The following is a 14,873-nucleotide window of genomic DNA, read 5'->3' on the forward strand; positions in this document are numbered from 1 at the left end:
CTCACCATCGATGGTGAGCACCATTTCTTCGAGATTCTCGCCCGACTCGATGGCCTCGGCTTCAATGTCTACCGTTTCGCCATCCTCGATAATGAACGGATTGATCCCCGACACCGATGGCTGCGTGATAGTTACAGCCAGCGTAGCATCCGGATCGCCGAGTGCAACAAACTTATCGCTGGTCTGGGTGTCACCGTTCGTATTCCGAAAGACGAAGTTCATCGTCTGGATGACCTCGTTCTGACCAAGCGTACATCCGGTCTCGTTGTCGTTGTAGTACGCGCGGATGTCGTCGATTTCGAGCTCATACAAATCTGTGCCCACCTGTGTAAGACGCGTATCAGCGCGCTCGCCGGAGAACTCATTCTGTGTGGGCCAGAAATTTTTGACGCAGGTCCACTCCGGATCGCTCTGGTCCGTCGTTACGCCCGTGTGGGCATAGATATCGTCGTTAAATCCCGCGAGTGGCGTATCCGACGCATCGAAGGTGATGGTCACAGGCTGATTGACCGTTGGCACCGTGGGATTGGTGCTGATGGCGTCGTCTTGCGACTGGGCCTGTACGTTGAGCGCGCCTGTTAAAGCGAGCACGAACGCCAGGACGAAGGAAGTAGCACGATGCATCATGACCTTGGCGGCTTTTGGGAGCAAGTGAAGGGGAGAGATCATCCAGAGACAAGTCGAGCTCGCAAGAGCCCACCTTGAACGCAGATCAGCTCTCCTAAAACGCAGCGCACATGGCCGCTACCTCTTAGGAGAAACGATCGAGCGTGTACACAAAGGCAGCGTACCTACACAGGCAGGGGGCCGCATATTTCCTTTCTGAATTCCCTATAATGGAGGAGGCCCGCGCAAGGGACCTCCTCCGTAGGGGGCATGCTGTTCGATTCACCACAGCGAACCGAGGACAGCGGATTGGTTAGTTACCGTGATTAGTTACCGTGGCTAGTTACCGGTAGCATCCAGACGGAGGTCGTCAATAAGAAAGCTGCTGGATCCAGACACGAAATTGAATCCAACGTTGCTGATTCCACTTGCGAGTGCTGATGGGTTTTCAGCTAACTCGCTGATCGGCACCGAGATGTCTTGCCATTCACTGCCGGCTTCGATCGTGATATTGGTAGCTGTTCCACCTCCCTCATTCAGTTCAAGGAAGACTTCCAGTTCTGTGTCTTCTGCAACAGCACCGATCCGAAACTTCAGTTCACCGTTTGCAGCATCCTGAATGCGAATGCCTCCCTGGTTATACCCGAAGAAGCTTACGTCTTGGAGGTCGCGAGCACGCGTGCCAAACGCATTTTCTGCAACCTGGTCCGTGAACCCAAAGGAGGCCCCACTGAAGGTAATGTACGCATTCGTAGTGGCTTCGAAGTCATTGATCTCAGCAATGGATCCTTGTTCGGTACCCAGCATGAGCTCATCCACCTGGAAGGTGACGTCTGCATCTGCCGAGAGGCGCACGCTTTTCAACGGACCGTTTCCACCCGCCCGAACAGCCACCGGGTTGAAGTCAACGTCGATCTGGGAGAAGCCAATACCGTACTGACGCCAGCCGGCACCTTCGGTGATAGGTACGACGATCTCATGCTCCACCTCTGCACCGTTCGCCTCTTCGACGAAGGTCAGTGTCAGGTCAAACGCAGCATCCGGAGAGCGAACGAGGAACGTAAAGAGATTGGCTCCTGGCGCACTTACCGTGCTTTCAAAGGAGACGGGATCTCCTGCAGCGGCATTGATTTCGAGCGCGTTGGGCCCGTTGCTGTTTGGCGAAGACGCTTCCGACTGGATGGCCGCCGTGGTTGCTCCAGTCGTCGTTATGGGGCGCTGGTCCGCCGGGTTGTCGGCTCCCTGATTGTCTGGAAAGTCAGTTTCAAAGTCTTCAACCACAATGAAGCGGCTGGCAAAGTCGGTTGAGATCACGAACGGGCTGACTGTTACGTTGATTTCCCGCTCTATCGACTCTCCCTCGCTTGATGTTTGAATGGTGATGGTTTCTTCCTGAACGCCGCTCACAGTGCCGTCGTATCCGACGCTCCACTGCTGCGAGCCGCCTTGCTCGGCGCTACCCGACTCGCTGATGCGTTCTACAACCAGGTTGCCAGATCCCGACACGTCGGGCGCCTGGTCGAGCCCCTGGTAGGTCGTGCTAAACTCGGTACGGCTTTCCGCGTCGAGGAGTGCAAGGCTTAAACTACTTGGAAGGTCGATACTGGGTTGAATGTCGAGATCTTCGACACTACTGATATCATCGTCACACCCGACAAGCGCCAGGCTCCAGACAAGGAGCAGCACAACGCCAAGTGTTCGTGTGGCTATTCGATACATATTTGGCAGTAGGTAACGTGGAAGCAAATTCGAAAAGGGTGTGGCAGCATGGTGCCGTGCTATAGCGTTAGCCTCCGTACCGGGTGCGGCGCATATATGCTACGTGCACATACGCTACATGCACCGCACCCGGATCAGCGAAGGTCTGTGGTTGTCCTTAATAGCCCGGGTTCTGCTGGAGCGTGGGATTAGCATTCAGTTCCGTGAAAGGGAACGGATACAGGTCGCGGAATCCTTCCGTGGTTCGCCCTTCTGCAACGCCTCCTTTCCACGGCCATACGCCCTGGTCGGTAAACTGCTCAAAGCGAATCAGGTCGGTGCGGCGGTGGCCTTCCCAGAGGAGCTCGCGGCTCCGCTCGTCGAGAATAAAGTCGAGGTCGAGTTCGGCCTGTGTGATGTTGCCGCTGCTTCCTCCGAAGGCACGCTCGCGGAGATCGTTCACGAGATCGAGCGCGCGAGCTTCACTTCCGCCGCCGCCACGAAGCACCGCCTCAGCGTACATCAGGTGCACGTCAGCCAACCGAAACACGGGGTAATCCACATCTGAGTGTACATTGTTTACCCCGGGCTCCCCCGCAGACGTCACGTTCTGGTACTTCGGCACAAGGAAGCCGCCCCCACCCGCGAAGTCGGTTATGCTCGTAATCTCTTTCGAGCGGCCTTCCTGAATGAACTGGTCGCCGGCTGTATTTGGAAACACCGGGCGCTGGTCGTTTCCGTCGTAGCGATCAACTACAGCGCTGGTCGTGCGCAGCCCAAACCATCCCTGCAAGCCAAACTGATCGGCCTGTCCGCCGAGAGACGCGTTGCCCAGGAATGTAGTCCCTCCGAAGTGGCGCGTGTTGTCGCCGTCGTGCGGAATCGCAAAGATGAACTCTGGCGACATGGCGTTGTCGGCCAGGAACTGATTGTGGTAGGTATCTTCAAGACGATACACCCCTGAATCAAGAATGCGCTCCGTGTACTGTACAACATCGCTGGAGCGATCCTGACCGGTGTACGTCGGTGCATTCTGGTAGAGCTTGGCGAGCAGCATGTAGGCAGCACCCTGATCGGCCCGTCCGTATTCGGCATCGCCGATAGGCGGCAGGACCTCTTCGCCACTACCGCTCTCTCCGGTAATGGCGAGCAGCTCAGACTCGATGAAGCTGAAAATTTCTTCTTGCGTGCTCTGTGGCGGCGCTTCGGCTCCACGCACAAAATCTTCCGTTACGAGCGGCGTAGGGCCAAAGATGTCAAGCCCGTGCCAGTAACTGAGCGCACGCAGGAAGCGCGCTTCAGCGCGGAACTGGGGGACGCGCTCACGAACCTGCGGACTATTGCCCCGGTCTTCCAGAAGATCTGCGGTCGACTGACGAAGAAACTCGTTTGACTGCGACACCTGGAAAAACACACGGTCGTACATCGCCCGTGTGAACTGGTTATCCGGCCCCCAGCTATGATCGCTGAGCTCTTCAATGCCGTCGTCTTCCCAGGCAATGATCGCCTCGTCTGTTGGCAGTTGCTGCATGCTCCAGTACAGGCGCATGTACTGCGAGAAGCCTTCGTCGATGCCGCCGATGTCGCCGGCACCTGCTGGCCCTTCCTGGCCGGTTACGTTCAGGCCCGCGTAGAGCTTAGCAAGAAACTGCTCGTAGGAGTCGTCCTCCGTAAAGACGCGCTCCTCCGTCGCCGTCCCAATCGGGTCGACCGACACGTCGCAGGCTGTCAGGTACGCGATGCCTGTGATGAGCATTACTGTGAGAAGTAATCGTCGCGTTAATGTAGATATAGCGTAGTTCATCGCAATATGGGGTTGGTTTGCAAGGGGTCGTGTGATGCAAACGGAACGCCGCATGTGCAGGCCCGAAGCATCTTCCTTCAGGCCTGCACAGAGCGCTACCAGCATTCGTTAGAACTGGATGTTTACACCTGCCGTGAAGGTTCGGGAGCGTGGGTAGAGGTTGTTGTCGATACCGAACGGCACCTCAGGATCCGGGCCGCTGTATCCGGTGATCGTAAAGAGATTCCGGGCCGTTCCGTATACGCGAAGCTGACTCACACCCGGAAGCGTCCGTACCGTGTATCCGGCCGACACGTTGTCGAGGCGCAGGAATGATGCATCCTCAAGGTAGATGTCGGAGAAGTAGCGCGGCTGGTCGAATCCGGTCTCGAAGTAGGAGGTGTGCAGGTTCGACGGCACAACATCTGTGAGACGCTGCAGGTGCCCAAAGTTCGAGGCGTTGTTGTTATACACCTTATTGCCAACGTGTGCCCGCAGCGTGAAGCTGAGGTCAATGTTCTGGTAGGCAAACTGCGAGGTGTGCCCGAAAATCCAGTCCGGATCAGGGGTGCCTGCAATGCGACGCTCCGTCAGCGGATTCCCGTCTTCATCTTCGAAGATAGGGTTGCCATCTGCATCGAACTGCTGCTCAAAGAGGAAGAACGAGTTGAGCGATTCACCTTCGCGAAGGAGCTGTACGGTATTTCCTGTACCTCCTTCGATACCGCCCACCTCAATGTCAGTGCCTTCTGCGACACCGCCACCGATGCTTAGAATCTCGTTCCGGTTTGTCGACGCATTGAACTGGGCATCCCACGTGAAGTCACCTTCACGGAAGATCGCGCCGCTCAAGCTAATCTCAATGCCTTCGTTGCGCAGTTCACCAACGTTGGTCAGCACCTGATTGCTCAGGTTGGCCCCGGCCGCGACAGGCACCACGCGAAGCAGGTTGTCTACGTCTTCACGGTACACCTCAACGGCTCCGGTAACGCGTTCGTCGAAGAGTCCGAAGTTGACGCCGACATTGTAGTTGGTGGTCTCTTCCCACTGCAACGACTCGTCAGCCGCGTTCGGACGCAGCGTTGACACGAAGCGATCGCCAAAACGAGCACGTGCTTGCGGCCCGCCCGGTACATACACAGGCAGGTAGAGGAAGTCTCCGATCTCCTGATTACCAACGACACCCGCCGACACCCGCAGGCGCAGGCTAGAGACCACGTCAACGTCGTCCATGAAGGGTTCTTCGTTGATCCGCCACCCAAGAGCAACCGAAGGGAAGGTCCCGAACTGGTTCTCGGGGCCAAAGCGTGAGGAGCCATCACGGCGCACTGTAGTAGTGAGCAGGTAGCGGTCTGCGAAGGTGTAGTTGACACGCGCGAATCCTGAGATCAGGCGGTTCGGCACTTCTGTAACGCTCGCTTCAAATTCGCTGGCTGGCGATACCGTACCCGCCCCGAAGATATTGCTGTCGAGGCCCAGCCCTACCAGTTCAGGAAACTCGCCCTTGAAATCCTGGAAGGAGTATCCGGCCGTAACGTCGAAGCGGCTATCGATCGACTCAAACTCGTTATCGTACGACATGTACGCATCGAGCGTCCGATTGAGGCGCGTGAAGTTGGCGCGCGCTACAACGCCCGGATCCGATGCGTCGGCCTGGGCTTTCAGGTTGGTAGGCGCAAAGAAAACTTCTTCGCCGCTCTGCACATCGTATCCCAGATTCAAACGCGTCGAGAGTCCTTCAACAAATGGGATGCGGTATTCGGCCTCTACGTTACCAAGGCTACGCAGAGCACGTCCGCTCGACTCCTGAAGAAGCAGTTCAGCGAGTGGGTTCTTCTCAGCAAGCGCTTCGTCCCACTCAGTAAATCCACCAAACGGACTGTTCACGTCGCGCACGGGGAGCGTCGGGTTGAAGCTTGCAGCGTTTCCGACCATGCCTCCGGGCTCAAACTGCTCTTGGGTCTGCGAACCGCGCAGGTTGGCCCGAATGGTGAGGTCGTCGTCGAGCAGCTGCTGGTTATAGTTGAACGAGAGCCCGAGCCGCTCAAAAGAGGAGCCGCGCAGCGTTCCTTCCTCGTCGAGATAGTTCAGCGAGAGGCGAAAGTCGGCATCCTCGTAGCCGCGTGCGAAGCTTACCGCGTGCTCCTGGCGGAACGACTGGCGCTCAACGAGGTCCTGCCAGTCTGTATTCGCAATGCCAAGCGCGTCTGCTGCTGAGCCGAAGCGATCCGGGTTGTTAGCAGCCAGGTCTTGAACCACACCGCGGTACTGGTCCGAGCTCATCATTGAGACGCGCTCGTTGATAACCGAGGTTGACACCGACCCGTCGTAGGTGATGCGTCCTTCGTCGCCGTCAGCGCGGCGCGTTTCAATCAGAATCACGCCATTGGCACCACGCGATCCGTAGATCGCTGTTGCCGAGGCGTCTTTCAGCACCGTCATGCTCTCGATGTCGCTGGAGCTAAGAAAGCTGAGCGGGTTGCGCTGCGCATTGTTGCCCGAATTATCGATCGGTACGCCGTCAATCACGTAGAGCGGTTCGTTGCCGGCGCTAAACGAGTTGTCGCCGCGGATGCGCACGAGGTTGCCGCCTCCTGGGGAGCCATCGCCTGCGCTAACCTGCACACCGGCCACCTTCCCTGAAATCAGCTGTTCGGGGCTTGATACGGGAGCGCGGTTGAAGTCTTCGGAGCGCACGCTCGACACCGAGCCGGTCACGTCGCGCTCTTCTTGCACGCCGTACCCAATCACGACAAGCTCCTGGAGCTCAGCGTCGGCGGGTACGAGCGACACGTCGAGGGTTGACTGCCCCTCGTACGGAATTTCTTGCGCGTCATATCCCAGGAATGAGAAACGAAGTGCTTCCGCATCAACAGGGACTTGCAGCGAGTATTCGCCATCTACGTTGGTCGAGGTGCCGATGGGTTCGTCAACAACCGTGACGTTGGCACCTGGCAGGGGCTCGCCTGTTTCGGCGTCGGTTACGGTACCGGACACCTCTTGCCGATCCTGGCCGAAAGCGGTTCCAACCCAGAGCATCAGGCAGGCGACCACAAGCACGGGCCGCAGGTAGTTGTATCGTCTACTTTGCATGAGACCGTCTGTGTTATGGGACATATGTAAACGTGAAAGTTCGTGGGTATCTGCTTCGCAGCGCTACTGCGAGCTGTCCTGCTTTTCTGTTAGTGTTCCGTTCTGCGAGGCCGTCTTGGCAGCTGCGTCGGCCAGCTTGCCTGCTTCGTTGGGGCTTTGCTGACGAGCGCCGCAGGTGTCGCGCACGATGAGCTGTGGAGCCAGCACCGTACTCGATACAGGCGGGTTAGCGCCTTGAATGTGCCGCAAAAGTGATTCAGCGGCGCGGCGCCCCATCGCCTCTGCTGGCTGGCGTAGCGTAGTAAGCCCCGCAAAGCGGCTAATATCCGTATCGTCAAACCCGACAATTGCCAGGTCGCCCGGCACAGAGAGTCCGGCTTCGCGCGCCGCTTCAAGGGCGCCCACGGCCTGCATATCAGACGCAGCAAACACCGCGTCGGGACGCTGACGCTGGCCCAGCAGCTGTTTCATGGCGCGGTATCCCCCTTCTTCCGAGAAGGCAAAGGGGAGCGCCTCTGAAGCAGCAATGAGCCGGTCGTCGACTTCGCGCCCGGCTTTTTTCAAGGCCCGTTCGTAGCCAATCCGGCGCTGCACGGCCGGCGGTGGTTCGGGGGTGGCCGTAATGTGGGCGATGCGCTTGTATCCCTGGTCAATAAGATGCTTCGTAGCCTTGTATCCGCCCCGCTCGTTGTCGACTGCGATCGACTCGATGTCGGGGTGGTGCGCATCCAGCAGGATAATGGGGCGCCCCACTTCGATGATACGCTGTGCCCAGGATTCGTTGGGCGGCGTCGACAGGAGCAGGATGCCGTCGCTGCGGCCGGGCTGCGTAGCACGTTGCAAGCGCTTTTCAATGTCTTCTGGATGCGAGGGTACGTGGATCATCAGGTCGTACTCACGGTCTGCGAGCACCTCTTGAATGCCGCGCATCACGTGCATGTAGAAGTAGTTGGCTACAACAGGAGCAACGACTGCAATATAGTTGGTGCGTTGCCGTGCCAGATTCTGGGCCGAGGCGTGCGGCTGGTAGTTGAGCTCCTGCGCTGCATCCAACACGCGCTGGCGGGTCGTCTCACTCACCTCAGCGGGCTTGTTCAACACGCGAGATACCGTCGCTGTAGAGACGTCGGCTCGTTCGGCAATGTCATAAATCGTAGCAGCCACGAGACGAGGGAGGCCCGATTGGTAATAGTTTAATTATGTAAGCGGTTACATAGTAGGAAGCGCTTACAACGATGTCAAGTCCAAGCGTGCTGCTACGGCTCGTTCGGCCTTTTCTGGACGTGCACCGGCACTCGCACAGGCTGCACCTCCATCTGGCCGTTTCCCGTATCGGTTGATCGTCTGCTTCCCAGCACACTCCAAATGCGCCTCCAGCACGCACAGATGCACTTTTTGGGCATAAAAAGGCCATACCTGTGTATCTCGTGCTGACTTACACAGAGAGAGATGCTCTCGCATTTTTCGTTGCCAGATTCACATCTGCCACGTGGAACAAGAGGAAAATGCAACAGGATCACACAATTTTCATGTAATCGCTTACAAGTGAACGGGAGATATGTGTCTATGAAGAGATGCGGTTGGTTTCACCGGTTACATGCCGATGGAGGCTGAGCCGCTCTGCTTGTTGAGCGTGCGCAGCGCACAGCAGTGTGGCCAGACGCGCCCCAACGCTCTATTAACACTCCGTTACGTTCACGGGGATCTGCGCAGCGAGGCCGCCTTCAGAGGTTTCTTTGTACTTGCTGTTCATATCGCGCGCGGTCTCCCACATCGACTGGATTACGGTGTCGAGCGAGATCTTTGCATGCGCCGGGTCGCTCTCCTGAGCGATGTTACTGGCGGTGATCGCCTTAATTGCTCCCATGGAGTTACGCTCAATGCAAGGCACCTGCACAAGTCCCCCAACCGGGTCGCAGGTCATGCCCAGGTGATGCTCCATCGCGATCTCAGCAGCCATTAGGGTCTGCTCCACATCGCCACCGAGGCACTCGGTAAGCGCTGCGCTGGCCATGGCCGACGACACGCCGATCTCGGCCTGGCACCCGCCCATGGCAGCGGAGATGGTAGCCCGCTGCTTGAACAGGCTCCCGACCTGCGCTGCAGTCAGCAGAAAGCGAGGCACATCGTCTTCCGTGCCTCCACTGAAACAGAGGTAGTACATAAGCACAGCCGGGATCACACCGGCCGCTCCGTTAGTCGGGGCTGTCACCACGCGTCCAAATGAGGCGTTCTCTTCATTGACTGCAATCGCAAAAGCGCTGACCCATTTCAAGATCGTCTGGAAGCGGTCGTCGGCAGTGCGAATGGAAGCCATCCAGCTATCGGGATCGCTGTACTCGGGCAAGTTGTGCGTATCCATCAGCGCCTTGTGCATGCGCTCAGCACGGCGCGTCACCTGCAGTCCACCAGGCAGCTCGCCGCCCGTGTGGCAGCCCCGGTACATGCATCGCTTCATAACGCCCCAGATCTGCATGAGGCGCGCGTTGATGGACTCGTTTGTTCGCCAGACGCGCTCGTTGCGGCGCACGAGCTCCGATACGCTGCATCCGGTCTGCGCGCAGTGGCGGAGCAGGTCGTCGCCTGTGCCGCATGGATAGGGCAGCGTCACCTCGTCGTTCATACCGTGGTCCTTGTCGGTCTCTGACTCATGCACGACGAAGCCCCCTCCAACCGAGTAGTAGGTGTCATCAGTAGTTGAGTCGTCGGCAAACGTGGTATGGATGGTGAGTGCGTTGGCATGGTACGGCTTGGTCTCATCGCGCCGAAAGACAAGATCATCGTTCGGCTGAAAGGGAACCGTATGGGTGCCGTTCAGCGTGATGCATCCCAATTCCTTAACCGCATCCACGCGCTCTTGCACCTGGTTCACGGGGATCTGCTCGGGATCGTCGCCGCGCAGTCCCAGCAGCAGCGCTTTGTCGGTGCCGTGGCCCTTGCCGGTCTTTGCCAGCGAGCCGTATAGCGTTACGGAGACGGTTTCAACCTGCTCCAGCCGCCCCGACTCTGCCAGCTTCCGTACATGCGTGGCGCACGCCACCCAGGGGCCCATCGTATGGGAGCTGGAAGGGCCGATGCCTATTTTGAAGATGTCGAACGCACTAATCGGCTCAGCGCGCTGTTCATCAGACGGGGAGGCTGCCGATGATTCCGGGGTAAGTGTGGTGCCCTTCATGATAATACAGATGGTTGATGCAAGAGACTCACGCCAGAAGAGGCAGCGCGCTTCACATAATCATCGAAAGCGCTTCCACTCGTTGTAGGGTATCAACGCACGGACGGCTCCGGGTTCCGGTTTCGTTGCGTTTGTGCAGGGTGTAGTCATATGCGTTTCAGGTGTAGCAGGTGGGGCACAGATGGGATCAGTAGCGCGTGCTCTGAAACGGGAGGCCCCACCGTACAGCCAGGTACGGATGCACGTAGCGATCGCGGGGGCGCTCGGCATCGGTGATCTGCTCGGCACGCACGGCGGCTTCAACAATGAGCTGCGGAAGCACCTCGACTCCGACGTGGCCCTCGAGCATGAGAATATTCTGGCGCACCCCTTGTAGCATTGCAACCCCACGGTCGCGCTCGCGGGTCTGATTCGTGCGTGTGGCATCGCTCCCGAAGTTCTGCGTCTCGGTGTTGCGCCCCCGCTGCGTGTAGGCCACATTGAGCCCGGCCTGCCATGCCCCCGCCGGCTGGTACTCGGCCCGCAGGGCCATGTCGATGCTGTTAGGCCCTGTCGGATAGCCGAGTCCGTCATCCCAGTGCGCATAGGAGTTAGGCACATAGGTATGGGCGTAGATGTGCGGACGCAGCCGTGCAAACTCGGCACGAAGCGACAGGTCGGGCTGCGCTGGAAGCACGACATGTGCACCGAGCGTCCAGGCCCACTTGTTGCCCCACCACTGCTGGCCGATCTCGTTGGCTACAAACTCGTCAAGCACGAACTGTCCGTACAGGCGCAGGCCAGGCGTTGCCGTCCAGGCGCCGTCGATGCCCACGAGCGCACGGTCGGGGCTGCCCAGCTCGCGCTCTACGGCACGCAGGAAGATGATCGGGTTCAAGAACGCGACGTCGTACCCGCGGCGGTTCACGGTCGAGTCGCGTTCTGGCGCAAACACGATCGTCTCGAACAGTCCGATCTCGATGTTGTCGGTCAGGTCGATGGCGAGGCGGTGCGAGGCGCCGTAGCTGCGGGGCCGGCGCGTAAGGTCGGGCGTTTCGTCGGGCGCAGACGGACCCGCAGGAGCGGCGTAGCGGGTGTACAGGTTGGTATACTGCACGCGCCACACGGTGGTGCGCAGCTGCAGCTGGTTGTAGGCCGGGCCGAAGTTAGAGAGCATGACCGAGCCCGCACCGGGTCCCCAGCGGTTCTGGTCGCGTCCGGCGCGCACCTCAAAGAAGCGGGTGCGCAGCCCCACCGTACCGCGCACCGATGTGTACTCGTAGGTATCGCCACGCAGCGTCACCTTACCGAGGCGCGGCGCAGTAGAGCGGCCCTCGTCTGGCACCTGCACGCGGGGCGGACGCGCGCGGCTGGCGTCGGCTTGCAGGTCGAAGAAGACGTAGCGGCCCAGGCGCCCCTGTACGCGCGCCCCGATTGAGCTGCGCCAGGCGGCTGTTGTGCTGCGTCGCGATGGGACGTCGGTTTCGTGCACCGACCCGGCGGTGCCGTATAGCACCGGATTCGCCTGCACAGCATACCCCGCCCCCGACGCGCTCAGCAGATCGTGTCCGTTTGCAAAGCCCCCAGACCGCTGTCCCCATGCGGCCCCGGGGCGGTCTGTGCGGCGCTGGTACCGATCGAGCATCGCTTGCTCAGACGCAGAGAGCTGGCTGCGACGGACCTGCAGGCTGTCGAGGTGGCGGTGCGCCTCGCCTACAGATAGCGGCTGATGGGTGAGCACCGCCCGAGGGAGGCGTCCGAGCGTCTGCTGGCGTTCCAGAAAGCGGTGTAGCGGGTCGTTGATGCGCAGCACGCCGTCGTGGTCGACCGTGCGCGGGGGCGGGTCGGTGGCCGTGGTATCAGGAAGAGCGATCCCCGCGACGTCGTGTACGGTGTTCGATGAAGCAGCATACGACGCGCCTGCAAGACCGTGTCCGCCAACGAGACTGACCACCAGACCGGCGCAGAGCATCATCCAGAAAGGCTGAGGCCATCGCTTTCCCCAGAAACGAAGAGCGGTATGGCGGCAAGAGCGGGTAGGGCAGGCGGACACAGCAGAGCGTATACGTGAGGGGTGCAGCTATTGACCACTGTAATGAATGGATTTTGCCGATCAGATACAACCCGGATCGCCCTGAGTGCGACCAGGCACAAACAGCGAGCGTGCTGCACGCACCAGGCTGCACATAACAAAAGGTAGATAACAAAAGGATTGTCTGTGCCACGAAGCAAAACAGACGGCTGCACGTAGACCCGGTCCATTGCTTACACGAGTTTGATCTTTTTTGCCTATGCCCAACGGAACGCGCGGCTTGTTCTGCAACCGCACCTTGAACCTGCGCGGGATTCGCGCCATCGGCTACGACATGGACTATACGCTGGTGCACTACCACATGCGCGCATGGGAAGAACGGGCCTATTCGTATCTGAAGCAGGGGCTAAGCGCCCGTGGATGGCCGGTCGACGACCTCACGTTTCAGCCCGACATGGTGATTCGTGGCCTCATTCTGGATACGAAGCGCGGCAACGTGGTGAAGGCCAATCGCTTTGGCTACGTAAAGCGTGCGTTCCACGGCACCGACCCGCTCGACTACGATACGCAGAAGCAGACCTACCAGCGCATCCTGGTCGACCTGGCCGACGACCGCTGGCAGTTTCTGAACACGCTATTCTCCATTTCGGCGGCCTGCATGTACATGCAGCTGGTGGACCTGATGGACGAAGGGAAGCTGTCGGGGTCGATGAGCTATCATACGCTCTACGAAGAGGTGCAGTCGACCCTCGACACCGCGCACATGGAGGGGCGCTTGAAGAAGGAGATTATCGCCTCGCCCGAGCAGTTTGTAGACGTGGATGAAGAGATGCCGCTTGCGCTGCTTGATCAGAAAGCGGCGGGGCGCAAGCTGCTTCTGATTACAAACTCGGAGTGGTCGTACGCCCAGCCGATGCTCGACTACGTCTTCAACCCCTACCTGCCGGGCGAGATGACGTGGAGCGACCTGTTCGACATCTCGATTGTGGGTGCGCGCAAGCCCGACTTCTTTTCGGTGCGGATGCCGGCGTTCCGCGTCGTCTCGGAAGACGGGATGCTGCGCGAGCATACGGGCGGCCCGCTCGCTGAAGATGCGGTCTATGTAGGCGCAAACGCATCGCTGGTTGAGGAGACACTCGGTCTTTCGGGCGAGGAGATTCTCTACGTGGGCGACCACCTGTTTGTAGACGTAAACATCACGAAGAAGGTGCTGCGCTGGCGCACGGCACTGGTGGTGCGCGAGCTGGAGGAGGAGATCCTGGCCTTCCAGATGTTTCATGAGAAGCAGCGCGAGCTCACCCAGCTGATGCAGAAGAAGAACAAGCTGGAGGAGAAGTACTCCCAGATGCGCCTGGAGGTACAGCGCCTTCGCAAAGGCTATGGTCCCACCGAACACGACGCCCCGAAGCAGCTGGAGCGCGAGATGGTGGAAGTCCGCGAAGACCTGGTAGCACTTGACAACGAGATCGCCCCGCTGGCACGCCAGGCCGGTCAGCTCGGCAACGACAACTGGGGACCTATCATGCGCACGGGCAAAGATAAGAGCCTCTTTGCACGACAGGTAGAGCGCTATGCCGATGTATACACGGGGCGCGTGTCTAATTTTCTGCACCACACGCCGTTCGTCTATCTGCGCTCCTACCGGGGCAACCTGCCACACGACGCGGTGTCGCTGCCCGAAACAGAGCTCATCGCGCCCTAATGTCGGGGCCTGTAGGGGTCCGGTTGCATCGGTACCAGACTATCTCTCAGCAGGATCTGCAGCGGCTGCTACGCCCGTTTGGCCATGAGAATGAGGCGGGGACTCTCGTCGGAGTGGGGGCGTCCGTCGTAGTGGCCGAACGCGTGCGTAGGCACAAGCCCAACGGATTCGTACATCGCCTCCAGGTCGCTTCGGGTAAAGAGGCGCACCGACTCCCGGTGCGTTTCGGTGTGTTCGTCGGTTTCGAGGGTAATGGTCTTATGGATGCGCCCGTCCTCGATCCACCGCTGCTGATGGATGTGCACTCCGTTGCGCATCTGCTCATCTTCAGGCACCAGGGTGGCACGCACCTGCGGAGCGTTCAGGAAGTCCTGCACGAACCAGCCGCCGGGATGCAGGGCGGTGCGCATGGCGCGGAGGGCGGCCTCGTTTTCGGCGTCTTCGGCGAAGTAGCCGAACGTAGTAAACAGGTTGACCACGCCCTCAAAGCAGCCATCGCAGACCGCATCGCGCATGTCACGCACCTTGAACACAGCCGGCAGGTTACGCTCCGTGCCGCGCCTGCGCGCCTCCTGGATTGCCGCTTCCGACAGGTCGATGCCGGTAACGCGATAGCCCCGCTCCGCCAGATTCAGCGCATGGCGTCCGCGCCCGCACCCGACATCCAGGACACGCGCGCCGGGCTCAGGCGCATGCACCGACTCAATCAGGTCAAGGCACTGCCGGGCCTCGTCGGCGTCGCGGTGCGCGTAAACAAGCGTGTAGGCGTCGCTGTCGAACCAGCTGTCGTACCAGGGCATGCGGC

General features: G+C 59.5%; 8 protein-coding genes and 1 pseudogene. 1 reads left to right on the forward strand and 8 read right to left on the reverse strand.

Annotation, left to right across the window (positions count from 1 at the left end; genetic code table 11):
* The 7 genes and pseudogenes from PPP56_RS02770 to PPP56_RS02800 all read right to left on the reverse strand — a co-directional run.
* A pseudogene (locus PPP56_RS02770) lies at positions 1–627 on the reverse strand (hypothetical protein); the annotation flags it as partial.
* A 318-nt stretch (positions 628–945) separates the two neighbouring features.
* On the reverse strand, positions 946–2,325 hold the full coding sequence (locus tag PPP56_RS02775; RefSeq protein ID WP_353562507.1) for a hypothetical protein: 1,380 nt from the start codon (positions 2,323–2,325) through the stop codon (positions 946–948).
* Positions 2,326–2,482: 157 nt separating this feature from the next.
* Entirely contained in the window at positions 2,483–4,060 is a 1,578-nt protein-coding gene (locus PPP56_RS02780) for a RagB/SusD family nutrient uptake outer membrane protein (protein ID WP_353562508.1), read from the reverse strand.
* 156 nt (positions 4,061–4,216) lie between these two features.
* Positions 4,217–7,180 carry a SusC/RagA family TonB-linked outer membrane protein gene (locus PPP56_RS02785; RefSeq protein WP_353562509.1) on the reverse strand — a complete coding sequence of 988 codons (2,964 nt, stop codon included), beginning with the start codon at positions 7,178–7,180 and terminating at the stop codon, positions 4,217–4,219.
* Between the two features lie 63 nt (positions 7,181–7,243).
* Complete coding sequence (locus PPP56_RS02790; RefSeq protein ID WP_353562510.1) at positions 7,244–8,344, reverse strand: LacI family DNA-binding transcriptional regulator; 1,101 nt, start codon at positions 8,342–8,344, stop codon at positions 7,244–7,246.
* A gap of 514 nt (positions 8,345–8,858) precedes the next feature.
* Entirely contained in the window at positions 8,859–10,355 is a 1,497-nt protein-coding gene (locus PPP56_RS02795) for an L-serine ammonia-lyase (RefSeq protein WP_353562511.1), read from the reverse strand.
* A 187-nt stretch (positions 10,356–10,542) separates the two neighbouring features.
* Positions 10,543–12,309 carry a capsule assembly Wzi family protein gene (locus PPP56_RS02800; protein WP_353562512.1) on the reverse strand — a complete coding sequence of 589 codons (1,767 nt, stop codon included), beginning with the start codon at positions 12,307–12,309 and terminating at the stop codon, positions 10,543–10,545.
* 316 nt (positions 12,310–12,625) lie between these two features.
* On the opposite strand from PPP56_RS02800, the gene PPP56_RS02805 reads away from it, so the two are divergent.
* Positions 12,626–14,068 carry an HAD-IG family 5'-nucleotidase gene (locus tag PPP56_RS02805; protein ID WP_353562513.1) on the forward strand — a complete coding sequence of 481 codons (1,443 nt, stop codon included), beginning with the start codon at positions 12,626–12,628 and terminating at the stop codon, positions 14,066–14,068.
* A 68-nt stretch (positions 14,069–14,136) separates the two neighbouring features.
* Here the strand turns inward: PPP56_RS02805 and PPP56_RS02810 are convergent.
* Positions 14,137–14,873, reverse strand: a 737-nt coding sequence (locus PPP56_RS02810) for an SAM-dependent methyltransferase (protein WP_353562514.1), incomplete at its 5' end; no start/stop codon positions are given.

The organism is Longimonas sp., from assembly GCF_040409695.1.
Classification (GTDB): Bacteria; Bacteroidota; Rhodothermia; order Rhodothermales; family Salinibacteraceae; genus Longimonas.

Bases quoted from the DNA above. Each gene is read 5' to 3' on its own strand.
- PPP56_RS02775 (WP_353562507.1), bottom strand. From the start codon at position 2,325: ATGTATCGAATAGCCACACGAACACTTGGCGTTGTGCTGCTCCTTGTC.
- PPP56_RS02780 (WP_353562508.1), bottom strand. From the start codon at position 4,060: ATGCTCATCACAGGCATCGCGTACCTGACAGCCTGCGACGTGTCGGTC.
- PPP56_RS02785 (WP_353562509.1), bottom strand. From the start codon at position 7,180: ATGCAAAGTAGACGATACAACTACCTGCGGCCCGTGCTTGTGGTCGCC.
- PPP56_RS02795 (WP_353562511.1), bottom strand. From the start codon at position 10,355: ATGAAGGGCACCACACTTACCCCGGAATCATCGGCAGCCTCCCCGTCT.
- PPP56_RS02800 (WP_353562512.1), bottom strand. From the start codon at position 12,309: ATGATGCTCTGCGCCGGTCTGGTGGTCAGTCTCGTTGGCGGACACGGT.
- PPP56_RS02805 (WP_353562513.1), top strand. From the start codon at position 12,626: ATGCCCAACGGAACGCGCGGCTTGTTCTGCAACCGCACCTTGAACCTG.